Source organism: Paenibacillus tuaregi, assembly GCF_900086655.1.
In the GTDB taxonomy this organism is placed as follows: Bacteria; Bacillota; Bacilli; order Paenibacillales; family Paenibacillaceae; genus Fontibacillus; species Fontibacillus tuaregi.
Genome location: NZ_LT575476.1, coordinates 3,360,070 through 3,384,267, shown reverse-complemented (window position 1 = coordinate 3,384,267; position 24,198 = coordinate 3,360,070). Strand labels below are relative to the sequence as shown.

The 24,198-nt window shown below is 50.1% G+C and carries 21 protein-coding genes; 16 read left to right on the top strand and 5 right to left on the bottom strand.

Translation table 11 applies throughout. The features are described 5' to 3' along the window. Positions 1-169 precede the first annotated feature (169 nt). Positions 170-1,060, top strand: a complete 891-nt coding sequence (locus BN6628_RS15175; RefSeq protein WP_392397641.1) for a DMT family transporter — start codon at positions 170-172, stop codon at positions 1,058-1,060. A gap of 141 nt (positions 1,061-1,201) precedes the next feature. On the opposite strand, the gene BN6628_RS15170 is transcribed toward BN6628_RS15175, so the two are convergent. After that, positions 1,202-2,512, bottom strand: a complete 1,311-nt coding sequence (locus BN6628_RS15170) for an MFS transporter (RefSeq protein ID WP_068618815.1) — start codon at positions 2,510-2,512, stop codon at positions 1,202-1,204. Between the two features lie 227 nt (positions 2,513-2,739). Between BN6628_RS15170 and BN6628_RS15165 the strand changes: the two genes are divergently transcribed. The 11 genes from BN6628_RS15165 (at position 2,740) to BN6628_RS15115 (ending at position 14,291) form a co-directional block, all read left to right on the top strand. After that, a complete protein-coding gene (locus BN6628_RS15165; RefSeq protein ID WP_068618813.1) occupies positions 2,740-3,384 on the top strand; it encodes a TVP38/TMEM64 family protein in 645 nt (214 codons plus the stop codon). Positions 3,385-3,734: 350 nt separating this feature from the next. Then, positions 3,735-4,964 carry a polysaccharide deacetylase family protein gene (locus BN6628_RS15160; RefSeq protein ID WP_068618811.1) on the top strand — a complete coding sequence of 410 codons (1,230 nt, stop codon included), beginning with the start codon at positions 3,735-3,737 and terminating at the stop codon, positions 4,962-4,964. A 231-nt stretch (positions 4,965-5,195) separates the two neighbouring features. Beyond that, positions 5,196-6,248 (top strand): ABC transporter ATP-binding protein, encoded by a 1,053-nt coding sequence (locus BN6628_RS15155; protein ID WP_068618809.1) that lies wholly within the window; start codon positions 5,196-5,198, stop codon positions 6,246-6,248. Further along, a complete protein-coding gene (locus BN6628_RS15150) occupies positions 6,241-7,047 on the top strand; it encodes an ABC transporter permease (RefSeq protein WP_068618807.1) in 807 nt (268 codons plus the stop codon). The genes BN6628_RS15155 and BN6628_RS15150 overlap by 8 nt, the downstream gene beginning before the upstream one ends. A gap of 7 nt (positions 7,048-7,054) precedes the next feature. Beyond that, positions 7,055-7,840, top strand: a complete 786-nt coding sequence (locus BN6628_RS15145; protein ID WP_068618805.1) for an ABC transporter permease — start codon at positions 7,055-7,057, stop codon at positions 7,838-7,840. A 160-nt stretch (positions 7,841-8,000) separates the two neighbouring features. Continuing rightward, on the top strand, positions 8,001-8,600 hold the full coding sequence (locus tag BN6628_RS15140; protein WP_235847652.1) for an acyl-CoA-like ligand-binding transcription factor: 600 nt from the start codon (positions 8,001-8,003) through the stop codon (positions 8,598-8,600). 297 nt (positions 8,601-8,897) lie between these two features. Next, positions 8,898-9,848, top strand: a complete 951-nt coding sequence (locus BN6628_RS15135) for an alpha/beta hydrolase (RefSeq protein ID WP_068618803.1) — start codon at positions 8,898-8,900, stop codon at positions 9,846-9,848. 163 nt (positions 9,849-10,011) lie between these two features. Next, positions 10,012-10,968 carry a hypothetical protein gene (locus tag BN6628_RS15130; protein WP_068618801.1) on the top strand — a complete coding sequence of 319 codons (957 nt, stop codon included), beginning with the start codon at positions 10,012-10,014 and terminating at the stop codon, positions 10,966-10,968. A gap of 219 nt (positions 10,969-11,187) precedes the next feature. After that, positions 11,188-11,484, top strand: a complete 297-nt coding sequence (locus BN6628_RS15125; protein ID WP_068618799.1) for a DUF6509 family protein — start codon at positions 11,188-11,190, stop codon at positions 11,482-11,484. 21 nt (positions 11,485-11,505) lie between these two features. Further along, the gene (locus BN6628_RS15120) at positions 11,506-12,045 is read left to right on the top strand and encodes a hypothetical protein (protein ID WP_068618798.1); all 540 of its coding nucleotides are present in this window, start codon (positions 11,506-11,508) and stop codon (positions 12,043-12,045) included. A gap of 221 nt (positions 12,046-12,266) precedes the next feature. Continuing rightward, complete coding sequence (locus tag BN6628_RS15115) at positions 12,267-14,291, top strand: serine hydrolase domain-containing protein (RefSeq protein WP_068618797.1); 2,025 nt, start codon at positions 12,267-12,269, stop codon at positions 14,289-14,291. Positions 14,292-14,439: 148 nt separating this feature from the next. On the opposite strand, the gene BN6628_RS15110 is transcribed toward BN6628_RS15115, so the two are convergent. Further along, the gene (locus BN6628_RS15110) at positions 14,440-14,613 is read right to left on the bottom strand and encodes a hypothetical protein (RefSeq protein ID WP_187386139.1); all 174 of its coding nucleotides are present in this window, start codon (positions 14,611-14,613) and stop codon (positions 14,440-14,442) included. 251 nt (positions 14,614-14,864) lie between these two features. On the opposite strand from BN6628_RS15110, the gene BN6628_RS15105 reads away from it, so the two are divergent. Continuing rightward, positions 14,865-15,035, top strand: coding sequence for a hypothetical protein (locus tag BN6628_RS15105; RefSeq protein ID WP_157692481.1), 171 nt, complete (start codon positions 14,865-14,867; stop codon positions 15,033-15,035). Positions 15,036-15,448: 413 nt separating this feature from the next. Then, positions 15,449-15,742 carry a hypothetical protein gene (locus BN6628_RS15100; protein WP_148449285.1) on the top strand — a complete coding sequence of 98 codons (294 nt, stop codon included), beginning with the start codon at positions 15,449-15,451 and terminating at the stop codon, positions 15,740-15,742. 297 nt (positions 15,743-16,039) lie between these two features. Here BN6628_RS15100 and BN6628_RS15095 read toward each other — a convergent pair whose 3' ends face one another. After that, on the bottom strand, positions 16,040-17,344 hold the full coding sequence (locus tag BN6628_RS15095; RefSeq protein ID WP_068618789.1) for an NCS2 family permease: 1,305 nt from the start codon (positions 17,342-17,344) through the stop codon (positions 16,040-16,042). Between the two features lie 301 nt (positions 17,345-17,645). Here BN6628_RS15095 and BN6628_RS15090 point away from each other — a divergent pair, with 301 nt between their 5' ends. Together BN6628_RS15090 and BN6628_RS15085 are read left to right on the top strand one after the other, a co-directional pair. Beyond that, positions 17,646-19,220 carry a response regulator transcription factor gene (locus BN6628_RS15090; protein ID WP_068618787.1) on the top strand — a complete coding sequence of 525 codons (1,575 nt, stop codon included), beginning with the start codon at positions 17,646-17,648 and terminating at the stop codon, positions 19,218-19,220. A gap of 78 nt (positions 19,221-19,298) precedes the next feature. After that, positions 19,299-22,142 carry a glycoside hydrolase family 3 protein gene (locus tag BN6628_RS15085; RefSeq protein ID WP_068618785.1) on the top strand — a complete coding sequence of 948 codons (2,844 nt, stop codon included), beginning with the start codon at positions 19,299-19,301 and terminating at the stop codon, positions 22,140-22,142. Between the two features lie 75 nt (positions 22,143-22,217). Here BN6628_RS15085 and BN6628_RS15080 read toward each other — a convergent pair whose 3' ends face one another. Further along, complete coding sequence (locus BN6628_RS15080) at positions 22,218-23,165, bottom strand: hypothetical protein (protein WP_068618783.1); 948 nt, start codon at positions 23,163-23,165, stop codon at positions 22,218-22,220. A gap of 97 nt (positions 23,166-23,262) precedes the next feature. Continuing rightward, the gene (locus tag BN6628_RS15075) at positions 23,263-24,153 is read right to left on the bottom strand and encodes a helix-turn-helix transcriptional regulator (RefSeq protein WP_068618780.1); all 891 of its coding nucleotides are present in this window, start codon (positions 24,151-24,153) and stop codon (positions 23,263-23,265) included. Positions 24,154-24,198: the final 45 nt, after the last annotated feature.

The window sequence follows — 24,198 nt, the reverse complement described above, 5'->3', positions numbered from 1 at the left end:
TGTAAGCCAATTTTCATCAGCCGACAACTCCGGGAAGAATATATATGTATTGACATAGGGATAGGCGGAAGGGATATAATATGCGAGACCAATACAGAGAGATTTACATTGGATAGGGTGCAGCGGGGTGAGGTATCCACCTGCTGCAAGATGAGGAGTGATGTTAGTTATGTTATCGCGCTCACGAACAGCGCTGCTTTTAGCATTTCTGGTTCTGGTGTGGGGGATCAACTGGCCGCTGTCCAAGCATGCCTTATTGTACTCACCACCCCTCCTGTTTGCCGGGCTGCGTTTAATTATCGCAGGAGTGCTGCTGCTTATAGTTGCGATTCCGAGGTTCAAGAAGCTCCGGTTCAGGGAGACCTGGCCGCTCTATTTAATCTCATCCTTGTTCAACATCGTGCTTTATTACGGTCTTCAGACCGTCGGGCTTAATTATCTTCCAGCGGGTCTGTTCTCAGCGATTGTTTTCCTTCAGCCGGTGCTGCTGGGAATCTGCGCCTGGCTGTGGCTTGGCGAGAGGATGTATGGCCTCAAGATTGCGGGTCTCGTTCTTGGTTTCCTTGGTGTAGCCGTAATCGGCGGGGGAGGATTGACAGGAAGCTTGTCTCCTGTGGGTGTAAGCCTTGCGCTTGCAAGTGCGGTAAGCTGGACCTTGGGAACAGTATACATGAAGAGGATTACAGACAAGGTGGACGTGATCTGGATTACAACGCTTCAGATTCTGATCGGCGGCATTGTGCTGCTCGGTTATGGCTTAATCACCGAGAAATGGTCTGATATTCAGTGGAATACCTCTTTCATCAGTGATATCTTGTTCATCTCGGTTTTTGTGATCGCCATCGGATGGCTGATCTTTTTCAAGCTGGTTGGATCGGGCGAAGCCAGTACAGTAGGGTCCTACACATTTTTAATTCCGGTGATTTCGATCATCTGCAGTGTATTATTTATGAATGAGTCCCTTACCATGAATCTGATTGCCGGGTTTATTATGATTGTGGGAAGTATCATTCTGGTTAACGCTACCGGTAAACGAAGAGCGAAGCAGTTAACCCGTTAGGCGATCCGTATTTGGATGTGAATCATAAAAGGGTGTCAACCGCCAGCCAGCGGAAGACACCCTTTTGTTTTGTGCTTGTTATGGATTGATGAGAAGGCAAATACTGAGGATGCTTCTATGATTTCGTTTGTGAGAATGAAATCAAGCTGCCGCTTTGACAGGACGTGCCGACCGTTCCCGGAACATGAAGAAATACATTAAGGAAGCGATGATATATAACCCTCCAGTTATGCTGAATGTGTAGGCATATCCCCAATAGGTTCCATACGTAGTCACAAAATAGGATTGAACCGGTCCCATGGTTGCCCACCCCAGCATAAACGCCGTCTGCATCAACGAATTGGCCACGCCTCTGCGTCGGTCTGAGACCCTATCGATCATAATCGAGGATTGGATTGGATTGGCCGCATTCATTAGCGCCTGTCTGAACAGAAAGCTGATGGAAGCCACTGCTAGCAGATTGGTGAAGCCGGTCAGCATCAGGAACGGCAGGGATAGCAGCTGAAAGATCACCACGGCCTTCACAGGCCCCACCCGGGCGGCGAGTGAGGGTCCAATCAGCATGGATACGATGGTCATTACCTGACCCAGGGAGATCAGGATACTCATCGCGCTGAGGGAGACGGAGAAGCGGTTGGTGAAGTATAAATTAAGATAAGGAACGACGAGGCCCGATCCGAGTCCAATGAGCAGCTGGGCAATGATGAACTGGGAAATGAATTTGAAGTCCTTGGTGCGGCCATGGGTCCCGATTCCCTCTTTCAGCGGAGACCGATCATCATTTCCGGCTCGTGCTGCATCTGGGCTCTTGGAAGCTGCCGAGGCATCCGGGCTTGCTCCCCGTGGTGATTCCGTGATGAACAACAGGGGAATGACAGCGGCAAATGTAGTGAGGCTGCCGATAAGCAGCACGATCCGGAGACTCACGAGTCTTGTCGTGCCCATGGCTTGAAACAGGTCGGCCAGAAAGCCGCCGCCCATGCTGCCAAATACCTGGGATGCGAGCACTACCGATGAGAAGAAGCTGAACATGCGCAGACGCTGGGCTTTGCTGATGTTCTCCGCGAGAAAAGGAATGGCCAGCACCTGAAAGATGGAAGCAAACAAGCCGACGGCTACGGACAAAGTGATCAGGCTGCTCTCAGATCCTAGGAAAGAGCGGCCGAGGAACAGGATGCCGCTGAACAGGCTTCCAATAATCAAGAGCCGCTTGCGGCTCGACCGGTCCCCGATCAGCCCGATAGGGACGAACATCAGAGCCGTGGCCAAGGATTGGACGCTGACCACTCTCCCGTTCATCGTATCCCCGTACCCCAGGCCCTGGATGTACAGGTTATATAACAAGGAGAACAGCCCGCTGCCGATCTGATAAAATATATTCGCAAGAAAAAACAACCGAATATTACGAGACCAGCCTCGGACTTCAGCGACGGTATTAGGTATGAATTGCACAAAGGTTCCTCCATTTGCCATTTTCAGTTTGCTGTATGTCATTGGAGACTGAAGAGGACATCAGTCTAAGACTTATTGACCGGTTGATAATTAATAAGATTAATATACCAGAAATAAACGGAGTTTAGGCAACCTTGTGTCAAATTCGGTGAATTCATGACAATGAGGCTTCATTTACGGTATGCTTGCAAGGAAGGCTACGGAATGAGGAGGACGCTTGACGCCCTATGGATACATCAGAACTATTATCATATATGACAGAAGAGAATCTGACAGGCTGGATTGAACGGTTCAGAAGCTTAGGCCCACTGCCGGGAATTCTGCTGCCCTTCTTGAAATCATTTGTCCCGCCCCTACCTACGCTTGTAATTGTGGGGGTAAATGCCGCCGTTTACGGAATGTGGCAGGGGTTCATCTATTCCTGGATCGGTATGGTTGCCGGTTGTCTTCTTACGTATCTCATTGTAAGACGAATCGGGAGCCACCCTTGGCTTGAGAGGCTGGCGAACAAGCCCAAGGTGGCCAAAGCCCGCAAGTGGATCCAGTACAACGGGTTCAGCTATGTGTTTCTGCTGAGTTTATTTCCGGTAGGGCCCTTTGTGGTCATCAATATTGCCGCCGCATTGTCCGGAATGAAGCTGCGTCCTTTCCTGCTGGCTGTGCTTGTTGGCAAGGGAATTATGACTTTTGCCGTATCCTGGATTGGAGCGGATATCGCAAATTATATGGAACATCCGGTGGAGCTGCTGTATATTGTTTTGTTTGTAGTTTTATCGCTTGTCGTTATGAAGAGAATCGAAGCCTGGTTTGCAAAGCAGGAGCAAACCCGGATAGCAGAGCAGCCTGGAAGACAGGGGTTGGATCAGTCCTAGTCGAGGCAGGGACAACTGAATTTCATGGATAAGAGACTGGGGAAGATGGGCTTCCACAGTCTCTTTAATTTTAACGTTCCACAAGAGGTTGACCAGGTAAGCTCATGGTATCAGCACCCTATTGAGGGAAGAGGTCAGAATCAAGACTGGTCCCTAAGAGGTTCCGCCGATTGTTGAATTGTAGAAAGCATAATAAGTATCCAAGAAGATTGATGAAGTTGAATTCCTATGAAGCGAAGACCCAGAGGCTGCCGTGTATATTGGTTCCTCTCTCACTACCAATTTTGGCTTAAATGGTATAAATTATAATGGTAGTTTAATAGAGAGATGAATCGGAGGAATCAGGTTTTATGTACAAAAAAATTACAGCATGGTGTGCGCTCGTCTTTTGTCTTGTTTTTGCCCAGACTGCTGCGGCGGCAGGAAGTTATACCGCGGTGCTCGGAATTAACGATGACCTCGCGCCGTTTCAGCCCGAGATGAAAGAGGGGACCTACTATACACCGGTCAGAGACCTGGCTTCGGCTCTTGGCCTGAAGGTATCAGGAACATCGGAGGAGATTCTCCTGACCGATTCCAATAGCAACACGCTCCTGTTGAAGCCGGCGGAAAGTAAGGCAGTGAAAGCAGATGGCACGGTGCAGGCGGTTAAAATTCCTGTAAGTCAGGGTAAGACTCTGGTCCCGGTTGCTTTAATTGCCAGAGATTTCGGATACATAGTCTCCTATCAGCCGGGAATTAGACTGCTTAGACTGGTTGGTTCCCAGGCCTTGTTGAGTGATCAGGAATTCACAGCGAAGTTTGATGAGGCAGTGGCTCTGAATAAAGCCAAGAATACGCAAACAGAGAAGGAAATCAAGGCGGAGAAGGACCGTGCTGCCCAGCAGGCCAACAAGGGGAAGCAGAGCAAGCCGGTTGACAGTTCTAAGAACGGTCAGGTAAAGAAGCCGGTCAAACAAACAGCCAAACAACCCGTGTACCTTACCTTTGACGACGGGCCTACGGCACATACCGGACAGCTTTTGGACATACTGAACAAATACGATGCCAAAGCCACCTTTTTCATGTTAGGCAATCATATGGATACTTATTCGGCTGCGGTAAAACGTCTTGTTCAGGAAGGTCATCAGGTTGGTCTGCACGGAATGACTCATGTGAAGAACAAATTCTACAAGTCTCCGGCTTCCGCACTCCAGGAGATGGAGGATGATAATGCTCATCTGTACAAGGCAGCCCAGGTGAAGACCAGCCTGGTCCGTTCACCTTACGGCAGCAAGCCTTATTTGACCCAGTCGTTCCGGGATAAGCTGGTCTCCAAGGGCTATCATATCTGGGATTGGAATGTGGATTCCTTGGACTGGAAGTACAAGAGCAACAGCAAAGCGATCTATAACGGGGTCATGAAGCAGGTTCACGCACAGCATCAGAAAGGCGCCGCACCGATTATTTTGATGCATGATCAAGTGGATACGCTAAAAGTGCTTCCAAGCATATTGGCGGCTCTGAAGAAAGAAGGCTACAGCTTTGAGCTGATTACTTCTGATATGACACCTCATAATTTTTGGCATGATGAGCGTTAAGCTTTAAACGTTACTGAAGACAGAGTATGCAGCCCTGGGCGCATACTCTGTTTTTGTATATGAACATATATATCTTGTCGACAGCTAATGCAGTGCCAGAAACCAAGATCAGGATGATAGCTTGAATGAAGTGAAAGGCGTGGGAACTCTCCGTGCATAGGGTGTGGTGATTTTCCCGGGATTGCACTATAATTTCATACTGGAACATCTATAGAGAGCGGGTGACGAACTATGTTGGCTATCGAAGTTGAGGATTTAAGGAAAACTTTTAAAGTACAGCGCAGCCGCCAGGGCCTCAAAGGGGCATTTCGGGATTTATTCAAGCGTGAATATCAGGAAGTGGCTGCGGTTAAAGATATCTCTTTTCAAATTCCCCAAGGGGAGATTTGTGGATATATCGGTGAGAATGGGGCAGGCAAATCCACTACGATCAAGATGCTGACCGGAATTCTGGTTCCTACTTCAGGACAAATCTCCGTCGGCGGTTATGTGCCGTATTTGGAGCGGGAGAAATTCGTGCGTAATATCGGAGTGGTATTCGGTCAGCGGAGTCAGCTATGGTGGGATATCGGTGTCATTGAATCCTTCCAGCTGCTTCGCAAAGTATATCAGGTCCCCGAGCAGGAATATAAAAAACGGCTGGACGAGCTGGTTGAACGCCTTCAGCTTCAGGATCTGCTCAGCCGCCCTGTGCGCAAGCTCAGCCTGGGGCAGCGGATGCGCTGCGAGCTGGTGGCGGCGCTGCTGCACAATCCATCTATCGTCTTTCTGGACGAGCCTACGATTGGCTTGGATATTGTTGTGAAATCCGAAATCCGGGATTTCCTGAAGGACATGAACCGGGAGCACGGTACAACAATTCTGCTGACTACGCATGATTTACAGGATATTGAGGCGCTCTGCTCCCGGGTTATCATGCTGGATGATGGAAGCATTATTTATGACGGCGGGTTGGAAGAGCTAAAGACCCGGTGGGGAACAGGACGAGAGGTGCTGTTCCAGTTCGGGCGCAGCACGAAGAAGACGCTGCTGGAATCATGGACCGGGGACATGCCGGTCAAATGGTCGGCAGAGAATGACCTGAATGCAAAGGTATGGATTCCTCTGGAAATTAACGTGTCGGATGTGCTTGGCCGAGTGGTGGGACAAGCCGACATTACGGATATTAAGATCATTGAGACGAATACGGACGACATTGTCCGCAGCATTTACCAGTCGGGATCTGCGGAGAAGAGCGAAGCGGACTCAGCTGGTTCGGCCAAAGATCAGGTGGCCCATGTCTAGACTCCAGTTCAGCGCTTATTTTGACTTCATCCGCATCCGGTTTCTGACGATGCTCGCATACCGCGTTAATTATTACTCGGGCATTCTGATCTATACATTGAACATTGGGGTGTATTATTTCACCTGGAAAGCGATTTATGGAAGCGGCGGGGAGCTCGGCGGGTTCAACGCAGTGCAGATGACCACCTATATTGCGGTATCCTGGATGGCCCGAGCCTTTTACTTCAACAACCTGGATCGGGAGATCTCTGCGGATATCCGTGACGGAAGCATTGCGATCCAATTCATCCGGCCGTACAACTATATGCTGGTCAAAATGATGCAGGGACTCGGGGAAGGCATATTCCGGTTCTTCCTGCTGATGATCCCGGGGATGGCCGTCGCCCTGCTGCTGTATCCGATTGAGCTGCCGACGGCCCTGTCTTCATGGGCAGGATTCCTGACTATGCTGTTCCTGAGCTTTCTGATTAACTCCCAGCTTAATATCATTACGGGAATTATGGCCTTTTTCGTGGAGAACAACGAAGGGATGATGCGGATGAAGAGGGTCATCGTGGATTTGTTCTCCGGCCTCATCGTGCCGATCAGCCTGTTCCCAGGCTGGCTTGCCAAAGTGCTTGAATTTCTGCCCTTCCAAGCGATTACCTATCTGCCTGGCTCGGTGTTCACCGGCCGCATTCAAGGCGTGGGCATCTGGAATGTGCTGGGGATACAGCTCATCTGGTTTGTGCTGCTGCTGATTCCGATGATCTGGCTGTACAAGCTTGCCCGGCAGCGCTTGTTCGTTCAAGGAGGTTAATAACGCGATGTACTATTTAGGCCTGATCGGAGAGTATTTGAAGAACTATATGAAATCACGGCTAACCTACCGTGCTGACTTCTGGGTGGAGGTTATATCGGATCTGCTGTTCCAGGCGACCAATCTGATCTTTATTTTTGTCATCTTTATGCATACGAAGAGCCTGGGGGGCTGGAGCGAGAACGAAGTGGTTTTTGTGTACGGGTTCTTTATGGTTCCCTACGGAGTTTTCAGCTGTTTCATTAACCTGTGGGGATTCAGTGAGCGGTATATTGTAAAAGGGGAGATGGACCGGATCATGACCCGTCCGGCTCACAATCTGTTTCAGATTTTCCTCGAAAATGTGGACCCGCCAGCTCTGGTTGGATCGGTCATTGGCATCATCATTATGCTCATCAGCGGCACTAATCTCGGTCTTGGCCTAGAGTGGTGGACGATTCCAGCTATGATCATCCTGACCTTAAGCGCGGTGGCGATCTATACTGGGATTTACACGACGCTAACTTCGCTGTCCTTTTATTCGGATGCGCCAACGGGGATTCTGCCTCTGATGTACAATATCCAGGGCTATGGGCGCTACCCGGTCACGATTTACAACCGGGCGATTCAGGTTCTGCTGACCTGGATTATGCCGTTTGCCTTTGTGGGCATCTACCCGGCGTCTTTGTTCTTGCAGCGGGAAGAGATGCAGCGGATGGCGTATATAACTCCTGTCATGGGCGCCATATTTCTGGCTATTGGACTGACTGCTTGGAATTACGGGGTTAAGAAGTACAGGGGAGCCGGATCTTGATAGCCTGAATAATCTCCGAACCACAATTGTAAGCTCATAATATCTGGCCGTTCCTATGGAGGAGCGGCTTTTCATTAGGGGTCAAATTGACACTTAATATAAAATAACATAAACTATCAAAAGTTATTAGGTACATATTAATCTTGGGGAGTGAGCCAGATTGACTTCAGGTAATCAACAGGTTATGGGGCTTCGGGAACGAAAAAAGGCTAAAACGATGGCCTCGATTCAGAAGCACGCGCTCCGTTTGTTTCGTGAGCAGGGATACAATGAAACTACGGTTGAACAGATCGCGGAGGCGGCTGAAATTTCGCCTAGTACGTTCTTCCGTTACTTCGCGACCAAGGAGGAAGTGGTAGTCCGCGACAACTACGATCCGCTGCTCGTCACTTCCTTTGAAGCCCAGCCTGAAGAGTACAGTCCCCTTCAGGCCATAAAGAATGCCATGTGCGGCGCTGTATCCCGATTCTCTGAGGAGGAGCTTGCCGCAATCAGGGAGCGTAATCAGCTGATTATGGGCATACCTGAGCTTCGGGCAGCTTTGATTGGGAATATGACCCAGACTATGGAGCTGGTCTCGGGTTTATTGGCGAAGCGTTCTGGACGAAGCGAGGATGATTTTGCGGTTAGAACGATGGCTGGTGCGATCGTTGGCGTCAATATTTCGGCGATGATGCAGTACGCCGAGGAGCCGGAGACGAGCTTTGCCCAGCTGCTGGATGAGGCCCTGACCAGCCTGGAGACCGGGCTTCATCTGTAATCAGATGAGCCTAAATAAAATTAGGTATGTTAATCTCAAAGGACCCGGCGGCAAGGCTGCTGCCGGGTTCTTTCTGTTCGCGAAATTAGGGCAGTGACAAGCCAAGCTAACCCTTCATTTGCCAAAGCTCCTCCGCGTTGATGGGAGATTGCGTAAGTTTGGTGACTGAAGGATTGAGATTATAGGCACTTTAATTCGTTTAATAAAAAGTAGATGCTGTATAAGCTTGAGAGTACCAAGGGAGTTTAAGGAAGAGTCTGAATTCAGCTAACTATCATAAGAAATGAGGTAACCAATATGAACAATAAAGTAAAGCTGGAGCCGGCAGCAGAGAAATTTGTGAAGGATACCGCGAATCCGCCCTTCCTGTTCGATCTGGGTCCCGAGAAAGGAAGGGAGCAGGTGAATCAGGTACAGTCCGCGGAAATTGAGAAGCCCCCGGTCAAGGTGGAGGATCTGGAGATTCAAGCAGGACCTGGAGGCAAGCTCTCCCTTCGGATCGTCCGGCCTATTGATGCGCCTGACAATCTTCCAGTAATTGTCTACATCCATGGCGCGGGATGGGTGTTCGGCAATGCCCACACCCATGATCTGCTGATCCGCCGGTTGGCGGTCGAAGCCGGGGCGGCCATCGTGTTCCCGGAGTACAGCTTGTCACCGGAAGCCAAATACCCAACGGCAATCGAGGAGATTTACGCGGCAGTAGAGTGGGTGGCGGCTGAAGGACGGGAGCACGGGCTTGATCCGGATACACTTACGGTGGCTGGCGACAGTGTCGGCGGCAATATGACAGCGGCCATTACCCTAATGGCCAAGGAGCGGAAAGGGCCATCCATCAAGCAGCAGCTGCTCTTTTATCCGGTGACGGATGCTTCCTTTGATACGGATTCGTATCATCAGTTCGCTGAGGGGTATTTCCTTAGAAGAGACGGAATGCAATGGTTCTGGGATCAATATATTCCGGACCAAGAGCAGAGAAAGGAGATTACGGCCTCCCCGCTGCAAGCTACCACGGAGCAGTTGAAGGGGCTTCCTAGGGCTCTGATCATTACGGGAGAAGCGGATGTGCTTAGAGATGAAGGAGAAGCCTATGCCGCCAAGCTCAGAGAAGCCGGCGTGAAAGTCACCGCGGTCAGATTCCAAGGCATCATCCATGACTTCGTTATGCTTCATGCCTTGGCGGAGACGGAGGCGGCCAAAGGCGCCATCACTTTGGCAGGGGCCTGGCTGAAGGAAGGCTTCAGATAAGTGATTAAAGAGTGATACTAAAGTGAGAGGGGGCTGTGCCCTCCTTTTTCATTTTAAGCAATCCAACAATCGGGCCCGAAACTTGCCCGAATAATTGAAACCTTTTGCTCCAGAATGCGTCTGACAGTTAGGATTAATTTGGAGCTTCAGGAGGAGAGAGAGAATGAGTAATAAACATGTTAGTTCGATAACCAAAGCTTGTCTCGCTGTAGGCTTGTCCGCAGCGGTTACGGTTGGAGCAGCCGGGGCTTCCCTGGTTTCGGTAAACCCGGCATCCGCAGCTGGCTCAAAGACCGCGGTAAGGGTTTCGCCGACCGATGTATACCAGACTTTTGAATCTTATGTTAAGAAATCATCCAAGCTTGCCCAGGCAAGACAGTATTTGATCAAAAATATCGGCAAGGTTAGTCCTGCACGGGCGACCACTATGGTGCTTCATCTGGAGAATGCCCAGAAAGCCCAGCTGGAGTCAGTAAGTGAGAAATTCTATCCTTCAAATGTGCAGAAAGTGCTGGATTCCGCTTACCGGAAGAAGAAGGACCTGAGCTACACGGCGCTCCTTGGACAAATTAAGGATTCCAAGACACGCAAGCTGCTTGCGGAAGCCCGGGACAAGGGATATAAGGTGGGCACGGGTGAAGGCATGTATTTCCTGACGATGGATTATGCCGGGTTCAAGCAATTCGGGCGGCATGTAACCAAGGATATTGCCGCTTATATTGACATTATGGCTGAAGAGACGAACAAACCGGCGTTGTCGGATGCGGCGGTTGTCATTAGTTGGAGTGAGCTGATCAAGCGTGGGCTGGCTATGGAGAGCTTTGTGAGCAAGTATCCAGGCTCGAACAGGGCTAAAGCTGTTGCCCTCGCTTATAACGGAATAAAGTTTAATATCTTCTACGGTTCAAGCAATACTCCTGTGTATAAGGAGAACAGCAAGAACGAATACACTACATTGAAGCCTGAGATCCGCAAAGCCTATGAAGCGGCTGTGAAGCAGGGAACGAAGAACAGCAAGCTGCTGGCTTCCATCGGACATGTGCTGGAAATGCTTAAGAAATCGGATGAACTGTGGACTAAGGAATTGGATCGTTATCTTAAGAAGCAGGTTGGCGAATAACTGTAATGGCCGTCAAGGTCTTTATAACTTGATTCATCATAGGCCTGAGTGGACGGTGTCCGCTCAGGCCTTTTTACAATTCCGAATATCCAGGACACCCTGAGCTTTGCGCCCGGAAGCCTGGTATAATAACATAGACTATGAATTTTACCTGAAGCGGGGATGATGGATATCCTCTTATGGTAATAGATCAGCCGTGGATTGGAAAGGATGTAGAACATGGATAATATCACAGAGTACAGTGTGGAACAAGTTAAAGACCCTTTTGGGATTCTGCCAGGGAAACGTTATGAATTTATCATGGATATCCAGGTGGATGAGGACGATGAGCTCTACTCTGAGCATGGGATATATTTGAGAGTGATTTATGGCGTTGAAGAGAGTACACAGGGGATCGTCAAGTACCATATTCATGAACGGGTAACGGATAAGTATCTGGATTTTGACCTGGAAGACGATGAGCTTGCCGAGGTTGAGGCCTTTTGCAGGGAGCATTATAACGAAGCAGACAACTAATCGATAAGGGCGGTGGTCAATATGAGCAGGAACAACATCTCTGTACCTTTTGGGTATGAGCCGCCGGTGGAGACGAGAAAAGGCACTCTGATCTACTATGATACTTTTGAACACGTTTCCGAGCAGGAGCTTGATCTTGCAGCAGACGTTTCCGTGAAATTGAACTTCGTCAAGCTGGTGCTGTACCCCTTGCATGAAGAAACTGTGCGAAGAATGAGCAAAGAACCTGTGGCCCCCTATCATAAACGGGAGAAGCAGCTGATAGATTGGAAGAGCTCTTCCGGCAGACAGGGCGTCGTACTCGAGACATTGGAAGGGAAGCGGAAGAAGTATACACCTGTCGAGGCAGCTCTCCGGCATTTAACCGAAAAATATGCCGCGCCTTTCTTTCTGTATATTACACCCGAGACAGCTAACCAGATTGCAGGCTATTCCTCTTTCGAGGAATGGATTGTCAAGCTTCGGCTGCTATTAACAGCCGCGCCAGCCCATCCGCATCCCAGACTTGAAAAGTACCGTCACCGCTGGAAGACCCTTGAAGAGGCTCTTACAGAACAATAAACACACTAAGGAACAGCGGGAGATTACACATCTCCCAGCTGTTTTTTTGTTGGAAAAACCGGACTTGGGCAGGAGTTGTTCTACGTCTGAAGGATGAGATCAGATTCAATCTCCAGGCTCTGTCAATTTCATGCCAGAGAATGGCGCGCCGGGGACACGGTCCATTTATGATAATATTTGGAAAGTAAAAATATAACATAGAAAGGATAGAACTGAAAGTTATGAAAATGTCTGTACCCGTTCGGGTAACATTAAAATCGTTTCTAGCGGCAAGTGTCCTGGGAGCATCCATCCTTGGAGGGTCTATTAAGAGCACGGCGGCAGCTGCCGCCGGTAAGGGGCCAGAGACCGCACAAGAGGTTGAGGCATTCGCTGATGAGTTCTTTAAACGGCCTGAAATTCAGTCCAAGCTCACAGGGGCCGCATTTGTCGTAGTATCAGGAGACAAGGTTCTTCTGAACAAAGGCTTCGGCTACGCAAACTTGGAGAATAAGCAGCCGATCAAACCGGATGAAACGGTGTTTCGGATGGCATCCATCACCAAGGTGTTCACTGCAGCCGCAGTTATGCAGCTTGTTGAGGAAGGGAAAGTGGATCTTGAGGGAGAGGTAGCCCCTTACCTCAAGGGAGTAAAGATTCCTAACCAGACGGGAAGTCCGCTCAAGGTCAAACATCTGCTTACACATACTACAGGTTTTGATTTTACAGATAACTTGCTGCCAAACAGCACGGATCTGTCCAAAACCAGTTCTTTGGAGGGCTTTATTAAGGATTGGATGCCGTCAGTTGTCCGAACACCAGGCGAAGCCTACCGGTATGATAACTTTGCCTCGGATTTACAGGGATATCTGGTTCAGTCTGTTACCGGACAGTCGTTTGAAAAGGTGGTTCGTGACCGGATCTTTAAGCCCCTACATATGAATCACAGCTCTTTTGAGATTGGAAAATTGGATCTGAAGCAGTTGGCAACCGGATACGACAGCAATAATAAGCCGATATCTCCTTATACGTTTACCCCAACCATCTCCCCAGCGGGAGGAATGCTGGCCACCAGCAGCGATATCGCCCAGTTCATGCTGGCCCAGTTGAACGGGGGAAAGCTCGGGAGTTCAACCATTCTGAAGCCTGAGACCGTGGCGAACATGCAGAAAGTGCATGTTGGCATCAGTCCCGAGCTGCCGAATATGGGCTATGGATTCGAAATGTTCTATCAGAAGTATTACAATGGCCAAAATGTTGTCGGTAAAAGCGGGGATCTGCCGGGGTATCATTCCTACATGTGGCTGCTGCCGGATAAAAAAGTGGGCGGATTCGTTGTCACAAACGGCGAAGCGGTTGATGTGCGTACTGATTTGTTCAAAGCATTCATGGATCGTTACTATCCGGCGGACGGTAAGCCGGCAGTTGAGCTGCATTCGACGAAGCAGGAGCTGGCCAGGTTTGAGGGCTCATTCCGGTATTTACGGATTCCGATGCTGATTTTTGATGTGAAGCTTGAAGATGATCATTTGATCCTAACCACTCCGCTGGGAGACGTGAAGCTGAAACAAATAGGCAAACTGCTGTTCCAGGATGAGAACGGACGGCTCGCCGCATTCAAGGAAGATAATAAAGGGAATATTACTCATCTATACTATCTGCTTCCTGATGCATGGTCCGAAAGAATTCCGAAGACGGAAAATTATTCTGATGTCAAGCCAGATAGCCCATATGCGGCATTTATTCAGGATTTACAAAAGCGTAGAATAATGAAGAACACTTCCTCTACCTTTGAACCACAGCGTCCAATCACCCGGGGGGAATTCTGTGCTGAGCTGGTGGGATTGATTGGCATTAAACCATCTGTTAACCCGGTCCAATTCAACGATGTTCAAGGGCATCTCTATGCGCCGCAAATTCAGATGCTGGCGGAATTTGGTGCTGCGACGGGAACGGCGCAAGGAAAATTTGAGCCCGACCGTGCCATTACCCGTCAAGAAGCGGCTCAGTTAGTTATGAAGACCTTCCAGATCTTCGTTCATTCCCCGGTAAAAGCAAAGCTAAGTGGTGAGACGGACCCTTGGGCCATAGAAGCCGTGCAATTTGTGGCTGGAGCTGGACTGTACGGTCCTGAGGTTAAGCAGGAAGCGGATGGATCGGTAAATTACCGTTCGCGGGATGTCATGCTGCGTCAGGAAGCGGCTGCGCTGCTTACCAAGGCAGTACCTTTTCTGCTTGTTGAGATGACCAAAGGCAAAAACCTGTAATTCAATAATAGATCTGTGTATGAGAAAGAACCTCTCTATCCATGATGTGGATGGGGAGGTTCTTTTCTGGTCATCTTGTAGGGATCAATGTCCTGTAAGGATCAATGTCGCCTTAGTCTTCCGTGCCTTTCAGCCGGGTATTGAGGGATTAATCTTGTGTGGATGATTTGGAGTCCTCTTCAACGTAAGCCACGGGCTTGGCCACCCATTCATCAGCTTCCGGTTCTATATCAACACCATTCTCCATTTTCTTCTGCTCGGCAAGAGAATCCCTATCGTTGTCTTGTTGGTTACGAAGCTTATCTTCAGATTGTTCTGGCATGGTAATTCCTCCTTGTAATGACTGATCTGTACAACCTTTATTTATAATTACCCGAAAGACAATTTTGCAAACGTAAGATCTGATTAGAGGGAGAAAAGGCTATTGAATGTTGAAGATGTTAGGCTATCTAACCTGGGTGTCCGCCGTGCTTGAAATAGCCCCAGTGCATACAATGTGGGTGTATACAGGGTGAATATCCCCCAATGTGGGAAGGGGTGACTGAATTGAGCCTTCAGGTAAGAAGAAGAGTCATGAATAAAAAGTATCGGATACGTCAATTGAAGAAACAAATCGAGCGGCTTACGAAGCTAGGTGGCTGCGATCATACAGGGCACCGTAACCATGGAGTTGACCAGGCTAACCGCTTCATGGAAGCGAACGTGGACAAAGTGTCCAGAGTGAGAGGTGTACGGGCTTTCTGAGGATTTTTAATCTAGAAGCAACATTGCAACCACATTGGACGTCAACTAACTTGGACATAACCGGTGGTCATTTTCGCTTTTCGATCATACAGCCGGTGTATGTTCTACATATTCAGGTAACATCCAGAAACGGCCGCTTGAGATCAAATCACAGAAAGAGACTGCGGTAGCGAAAGACCCAGCGTGTTATTTCCAAGTCACATGATATATAAAGTAATCAGCATGAAGCGGCTCCAAGAAATAGGGAACGCTTTGTTGAGATTGGAGGGGTTATGATGTACAGGCTCTTTATTCGGTCCTTGTTGGCAAGCTGTTTAATATTTGTTCTGTCTGGCTGTGTAAGCCACGATGAGAAGCCTAAGCTGCCTGGCCCCACGACGCTGTCCAAGGTTTATCCTGGGGATATCGATAAAGTGGATCAGATTATTCTTCGCGACGGTTCAACAGGAGGGAGGATATACGTCCAGGATAAACAGGAGATTAGGGAATTTCTCGATAGGATTAAGGATGAAGTGCTCAGTCCTGACCCTAACCAAGAGGATCGGGTTGGTTTTATATACGGTATTACCCTTCAAGAAAAAGAAGAGACCAAGCTTGCTTTTACCCTAAATTCCATTCAGGGAATTTACTATCAGGATAATCCCGGTTTCAGAGAGGTTGTTAGGGGGATCTTTGAGAAGGCGTTCAATAAGAAGTTCGGGTACTGAGACATTGTGTAGAGTGGATGCAATGCTGAAGAGAATTTTTGAAAGGGAGACGGACTGTACATAAGAGGTGATTTGGAAGCTGATTCAAGCTGATTAGGTTGATTAATGCTGGACAAAAATGTGGTTGTTGGAAGCTAAAAGAAGGGGCTCCTCCATCGTCATGATTACGACGGGGCAGGCCCTTGCCTTGGTTATAAACCTTCAACCGTGATGTTCACAGGCTTACGTAAAGGAAGTGTTCGTCTTTGTGACCGGACTTCAACCTTTTAAATTTAATCCAGAAATCCGGGAACAACTCTACATCATAGCATGAAGAACAAAGTTAGCTAAGAACAACGCGGTGATTACATACATAACCACCTTGACTTCCTTGCCCCGGCCAGCAGCAAGCTTGGCAGCAGGGTAAGCAATGAAGCCAAAGGCCATTCCGTCTACAATACTGTAAGTGAACGGAATCATAACCATGACCAGAAAGGCGGGGAACGCCTCGGTGAAATCCGTAAAGTTCATGTCCTTTACGTTCTGCACCATCAAGCTGCCTATAATGATTAGAATAGGCGCAATTGCGCTATCTGGGATATAAGTCAGCAGCGGGATGAAGAAGAACGTGGCGCCGAACAGACACGCGGCTACCAGCGGGGACACGCCGGAACGTCCTCCGGCTGCGATGCCTGCGGTCGTCTCGGCTGCGGCCACAGTAGGACTGCTGCCGAACAGGCCGGCGCCGATATTGGACAGGGAGAGCGCACGCAAGCTCCCCTTAAAGGTCTCAGGTCGGCCGATCATCCGCGTCTGTGCCCCAATCAGGCCGATATTTTCGAATACAATAATCAGAAGCAGCAGGAAGACCGCAATCCAGAAGGAAATGGTCAGAATCCCTGGATAGAAGCTTAGTTTGGCAAAAATTTCCCCATACTGCTCCAGGGGTTTGCCTTCTATCTTGGCAGCGGCGGGATGTACACCTCCCAAAATATAAGCCAAGGCCGTACCCACCAGGATGCTGATCAGCAGATCGCCCTTCACTTTGCGCACAAAGAGCACAAGAGCAAGCAGCAGGGTGACACAAGCCGTAATCACGTTCGGATCGCTGAAATGCCCTATCGTCACAAAGGTAGTCTGATGAGCAATGACAATTCCGCTTTTTTGCAGCCCGATAAAAGTCAGGAACAAGCCGATCCCTACACTGATGCCATGCTGCAGATTGTGCGGAATCGCTTCACTTATCTGTTTATAGAGTGAGGTGAAGGCCACAATGGCGAACAGCAGTCCGGCGACAGCAACAACAGCCAGCGCTTCCTGCCAACTCAGCTTCATGGAATGCACAAGAGTATAAGTGAAGAAGGCGTTGATTCCCATGCCGGGAACAACGATGATGGGTGATTTGCCAAGAAAGGCCATCAGCAGGCAGCCTGCAATCGAAGTGAGCAGCGTTCCCACCATGGCGGCTTGCAGCGGCATTCCCGCATCACTAAGAATCGATGCGTTCACCATGACTATATATACGACAGAAAAATAAGAAATCAGGCCAGCTGCGATCTCTCTTTTCCAATCGTGCTGTCCAGGCAGATACCCCAGACTTTTGGACAGCAGGTTTTGTTTCATTGTTTTGCCCCCATTCAATAAGTCAACATCACTTTACAGCAAGAGTAAGCATACAGCCGCATGCATGGATTAGCAAGCCATTTAATGTAAGTATATCCAAGGGATGCGGGATTCCAGTACGAAGAAGGATGAAGATAGTGCAACAGAGCCTCCAGATAATGTTAGTGATGCGCCGCAAGCTTGCTTATAATGGTAATAACAGCAGTTTTTATCTTTAAATTAAAGGTCTTAATCAATCTTCTGTAAGCGCTTAACAACTTGTCTGCAATTTGATTATATGATGCGATCGGGGGGATGTGCCATGATGAAAGTAATGATCGTGGATGATGAACCAAAAGTGAGGGAGGGTCTTACCCGGTTGATTCCTTGGGAAGCTTACGGCTATATGATTGCAGGGACTGCGGCTAATGGATTTGAGGCCTTGGAGAAATATGATGAGCTGCGGCCGGATCTGGTGGTAGCCGATATCCGCATGCCCGGTATGGACGGGCTTCAGCTTATTCAGAAATTGAGGGAGCGGGATGCACGGCTGCATATGATTATTCTCAGCGGATATGCGGATTTTGATTATGCCAAAAAAGCAATTAACCAGCGGGTCGACGGCTACCTGCTTAAACCGGTGGATGAGGATGAGCTAATTACTTATCTGGAATCGATCCGCTTGAAATGGGAAGCGGAGCAGGAGAAGCTGGAATGGGAGGACAGCACGACCATCCGTCAATGCGGATGGCTGATTGAGGCCTTGCTCAGTGGGAGCAAGGAAGATGCCGATACTTTTCTCGGCCAGGCGTCCTCCTGCGGCTTCGATTGGAAGGAGTATCAGGTTCTTCTTCTGGATCTTTACCCCTCCGGAGAGGGGAACCCACTCGAAATGGAAGAAGCTGCAGAGGAAATCCGTGTTTATTTCGAGGATGGGGGCTCGGGCATCAGCTTCCATTTGCATTCGTATCTTGGGATTGTTCTGAAACGACCCATTCTAGGGGAACAAATGAAGCGGGAGCTGATGCAGGAGCTTGATACAGTTCTTACCGGGTTCTGTGTTGAATTCACTGCTGCCTTGGGCACGATAGTCCGTGACCTGAAGGATATACCTGCTTCTTATGAACAGGCAAGGGAGCTGCTTCGTTCGGAATTCTTCATCGCTGGGCTGCCCGTATTAAGCCCGGACAATTTAAATCAGATCACGCCGTTGGAGACTGAGACTGCTGAGCTCAGTTCAATTGAAGATCGTCTCTATTATGCAGTTGATCTTGGTGATTCTGAGCCTGTGGCTAATCTACTGAGAACTCTCGGCCGCACCCTGGCCGCGGAGGGCAGAACAGAACAGGAAGTGAAACGGTACTTCGCTGAACTGATTACGGGTCTGCTCAGCAAGCTAGCCATGCGCAACTCCGATCTTGATGGTCTTCAGAGAAAATATGCGGAATCCGTCTCCAAGCTCTATCAGCAGCGAAGCTTGGAGCAGCTGATCAGGCATGCCGGGCACATCCTGAGTGAAGTGTCCCGCCATATTGACCGCAGCCAGCAGCAGGATATTAAGATCATGCTGGATATGATTCATCGCAATTATGCTGATAATCTGAAGCTTGAGACCTTGGCCGGCGTGTTCAATTACAACAATGCCTACTTAGGCAAGCTGTTCAAGAATGTGACCGGTCAATATTTCAATACGTACCTCGATCAGGTCCGGATGGAGCATGCCAAGCGGATGCTTCAGGAAGGTCTTAAGGTATATCAAGTGGCAGAGCGGGTGGGGTATACGAATGTTGATTATTTTCACAGCAAATTCAAGAAATATGTCGGGACCTCCCCATCCGTTTACCGCAAAGAAACTGATCCGGTGCGAATCAAGGAAACACATCCAATTTCTATATGAAAAGACCGCTAATTGTTCAGGTACTCGTAGAGCTGTAAGGGCGGTATAATTGCTGCAAAAAAAGAGAGAAGGTGCAGTATGACTTCTGCAAACGCTTACCTATATCGATTCCAGAGTCCCGATCTCCCTTTGGAGGAGCGGGTGGCTGATTTGATATCCCGCCTCACGCTTGAGGAGAAGATTGAACAAATGTGCCAGTATCAGGCTGAGGTGCCCAGGTTGAACCTGGCTGCTTACAAACATGGAACCGAGGGAGCACACGGCGTTGCCTGGCTTGGTGAAGCCACCGTTTTTCCGCAAAATTCCGGGCTCGCCTGTACCTGGAACCCGGAGCTGATGAAAGAGATCGGCTCGGTCATTGCGGACGAGGCCCGGATCTATCACAAGAAGGACCCAAAGGTCAACGGGCTGACCATCTGGGCCCCAACTGTGGATATGGAACGGGACCCGCGCTGGGGCAGAACGGAGGAAGCTTATGGGGAAGACCCGTACCTGACGGGACGCCTCACCACAGAGCTGGTCAAAGGAATGCAGGGGGAGCACCCTTTTTACTATAAGACGGTAGCTACCCTGAAGCATTTCTATGCAAACAACAACGAAGTGAACCGTGGAAGCGCATCGGTAAGCATTGACCCGCGCAACAAACGGGAGTATTACCTCAAAGCCTTTGAGCCAGCCTTTCGAGAAGGCAGGGCAGGCTCAATGATGACGGCCTACAATGCGGTTAACGGAGTTCCCTGCAACGTGAATCCGGAAGTGAATCATATTGTTAAAGGTGAATGGGGAATGGATGGCTTTGTGGTAGGAGATGCCGGAGATGTGCTGGGTACGGTGAACGACCATCGTTATGTTCATTCTTATGCCGAAGCCGTGGCGAGATCCGTGAAGAACGGGATTGACAGTATTACGGATGACCAGGAAATTGTCGTCCGGGCGCTGCAGGATGCTCTAGAGCAGGGACTCCTGGAAGAGGCCGATCTGGACAGAGCGCTGCAGAATACCTTCCGGGTGCGGTTCAGGCTGGGTGAATTTGATTCAGTGGACCGGAACCCTTATGCGGCGGTGGATGAATCCCTGCTCTGTGCTGAAGCCCATTCCCGCTTGTCGAGAAGAGCTGCGCAGGAAGGCATAGTTCTGCTGAAAAATGATAACCTGCTCCCGCTGGGTAAGGAGCTGGGAAGTCTGGCTGTCATTGGCCCATTGGCGGATGAGGTGCTCACGGATTGGTACAGTGGAACTCCAAGCTACCGGATCACCCCGCTTCAAGGCATCGCCAAGAAGATGAAGCATGCCACAATCCGTTACTGCAGCGGAAGTGACCGGGTCCGTCTGCGTTCTCTTGCGACAGGCCGGTATGTCGCTATAGGCACCGGGGAAGCCGAAGCTTGCGAGCGGCTTGCAGCTCTGCACCAAGAGGCGGAGCAGGCGGCGGTGTTCAGCCGGACCGACTGGGGCTGGGGCAGCGAGACACTCCGTGAGGAAGCGGGTGGCAGGTTCGTTACCGAGAGGGACGACGGATACTTGTATGCCTCCGCTGAGGAAGTCCGGGGCTGGTTCGTGAAGGAAGCCGTGAGCTTGGAAAGCGGTGCGGATGGAACATGCCATTTCAAGAATTGGCAGGGACGAGAGGTGTGTGCCAGGGAGGACGGAAGCCTGAAGGTGAACACCGGGTCCCCAGTTGATAACTCCCAAGGGGATTTCTCGGTAGAGGTTGTCAGCGATGGAATTGCCGAAGCGGTGAAGGCGGCCAAAGCTTCGGACGCAGCCATTATTTTTGCAGGCAATATTCCGTTTCTTAACGGCAAGGAGGAAGTAGACCGCCAGGATATTACACTGCCTCCGGCGCAGCAGCGTTTGATTCAGGCTGTGCTGGACGCAAATCCCAATACGGTGGTGGTGCTGGTCAGCAGCTACCCTTATGCGGTGAACTGGGAGCAGGAGCACATTTCGTCCATCCTGTATACGTCACATGCCGGACCCGAGCTAGGCTCGGCGGTTGCGGACGTATTGTTCGGGGATTACAATCCTGGCGGACGCCTTGCCATGACCTGGTACCGTTCCAAAGACCAGCTGTCTGACATCATGGACTACGATTTGATCAAGGGGAAGCGTACTTATCAATACTTTGAGGGACCTGTCCTGTATCCGTTCGGCCACGGGCTCTCCTACACAACATTTAACTACACTGAATTTAATGTGAGTTCATCTGTTATGAGTCAGGATGGGGAGATTGAGGTCACCGTTTCCGTGAAGAACGAGGGCCATCTAACAGGAGAAGAAGTGGTGCAGCTGTATGTCCGGGCGGATAGGTCCCGCGTTCCGAGACCGATCAAATCATTGCGGGGCTTCAAGAGGCTGGAGCTTGAGCCGGGTGAGAAGGCGGAGGTAGGCTTCCGGCTGAAGGCAGAGGATCTGGCCTTCTGGGATGTAACGCGTGATGGTTATGCGGTGGAGCCGGGAACCTATACGGTCATGGTCGGCAGTTCATCCCAGACGATTCATGCTTCAACGGGGATCACCGTTGAGGGTGAGCCCATTCCTCCAAGATCGTTCAGCCGGGATGTGTTGGCGGAGAACTTTGACGACTATGAAGCCGTGTACTTGGACGAGTGCAGCGAGGGCGGAACTTGTGTCCGAGTGAAGGGCGAGGAAGGCTGGATTTCATTCTGGGACGTGGAGCTGGCTCTTCGTGAAGGGAGAGACCTGGTGGTGCGGGCCGCCGGATCGGTACCCGGCGCAGTTCTTGAAGTCCGGTTGGAACAGGCGGATGGCCCCTTGATGGGAGCTGCTCCCGTGCCTCCAACCGGAGGCAGGCAGGCTTGGACCACTCTTCGCGTTCCTTTGAAAGAGGCTTCCGGTCGCTATAAAGTTTTCCTTGTTCTAAAAGGTGGGGTATCCATCAGCAGATTTAGATTGGAATAGAGGGCAGTTCATCCCAATGTCCTAAGCATCAACAAAGCGGCTTCCTCTAAGAACGGGAAGCCGCTTTGTTTGATTTTATGAGTGGGCATCTGAGCTGGTTGTACGATCAACCTGCGTGGGCTGTTTAGGCTGGGTCACAGCAAGATCAGCTTTATAGCCTGCTGGAATATAAGTTGTAGCACTGACCTGAGTGATAACCTGGGCATTCAGGCTGCCTTTTTTGGGCTGGACAACTTTAGTATAAATTATCGCTTGTTTGCGATCGTGGTCAAACGAGATGGAAGCGATCTGCAGTCCGTAACCCGGGCTCGGGGCTGCAGCACTTACGGTGATTTTGTTGATTTTGTCATCCATGGCTTGGGAGTTTAGACCGTAGTCCTGAAGCGGGGCCCCACTTGCTTTAAGCTCATCTTGCATCCTGTGCATAAAATCCACACTTTCGTTAAGCCAGCGGGTGGCAAGGCTCTGGGTAACCGGAGACTTCGGGTTGAAGCCCAGCTTGTCGTCAAGCAGGGAAACTCCGCTGTTCAGCAGGTACTGAATGCTGTCCATGTAAGCGGGGGTGATAGAATCCCCGTCTTTGATCACGTTGTAGCGCATAATTGTTGGATAATTACCGTTAAGATGAATGGCCTGGGACAGCAGGTTCGCATACTGCTCGCGGGTCATGGATTGATCCGCCTGCACATCCTTCGGGATGCTGAGCCCGTTCACTTGAGCGATTATAAACGCTTCAGAGTACCATGCGGAATCCTGAAGCTTTGTGAAATAATCGGATACCTTGGGTTCCTTAATGAAGTTATACCCGTCCAAGGATAGATTAAAATGGCTGACAATCGCAGTTATAGCTGAAGCGTAGTCCAGCTTGCCCTGGGGATCGAGCTTGCCTCCCGGAGTCTGGATAACCTGAAGCTTGCCGGCCGAAGGCTCTGTTGTGTTCACATCGGCGAGCACGCTGGCTGGAATGGCTGCACCCAGGATAACAACTAGGCTGAGCAGCATGATGCTGAATTTATGTTTCATCTCTATCCTCTCTCCTCGCTGGAGTAATTTTCTACCCTACCAGACGGGCCTTTCCGGCAAAAGGTTGCAGCTTGAGCGGGTCTGCGCTCCCCTGCTATCAGAGGGATATTCCTTTACGGAAAGCCGACGGAGGGCATTTCATGATTTTCCGGAATACCCGGATAAAGTAGCTGATATTATCAAAGCCCACTTCGAGGGCAATATCGGAAATTTTCTTATCCTCCACCCTCAGCATTTCTGCCGCCTGTCTGATCCGGTAGCTGTTGATGTAATCCACCGGGGTCTGCCCGGTCATGGATTTGAAGAAGCGGCAGAACTGTCCCTCACTCATCGGGATCAGGTCCGCCAGCTCCTGCAGACGGATCGGGCGGTCATAGTGCTGCTGAATGTGCAGAATCACCTTCTTCAGACGCTCAAGCTTAACGGCTGAACCGGAGCGGTTGAGGCTGCGGTCACAGGCCAGCCCACTGACGGCCAGCTCTTGAAGCATAAGCAGCAGCCTGCCTTTAACGGCGGCTTCATATCCTGGAGCCTTCAGGGTGCAGGCTGTCATCATGGATTGAATATGCTTGAGCAGTTCCTGGCCAGCTGACCCGGAAGGCTGGATCAAGCGGGGGAAGGTGACCCGCCGCTCCTGAAAGGGCAGGATCACTTGATCCTGAATAATGTCGTATTGGGCACTTGTGAGTAAGCCTGGGCCAAAGACGAGGGCGAAGAACTTGCAGCCTGCCCCGCCCAACGCATGACCGGCATGAATATCTCCGCCGTCGATAAAGACCGCTTCGCCCGCCCGAACCGGAAAGTGCTCCTCATCCAACTGGAAGAGCACTTCACCCTCGAGCACCAGGAAGATTTCGGACTCCTCGTGCCAATGGCAGTCCAGCACATGTTCACCTGGTCCGTATTCCATGTGGTACGCTCCGAAGGGCTGAAGATGACCGCTGTGAATGCGGCTTTCTTTTAACGTGCTTTTCAGCTGGGGGTCCATATCATTCACCTCGTCAATATTGTGTTATATAACCGTTCAATAATA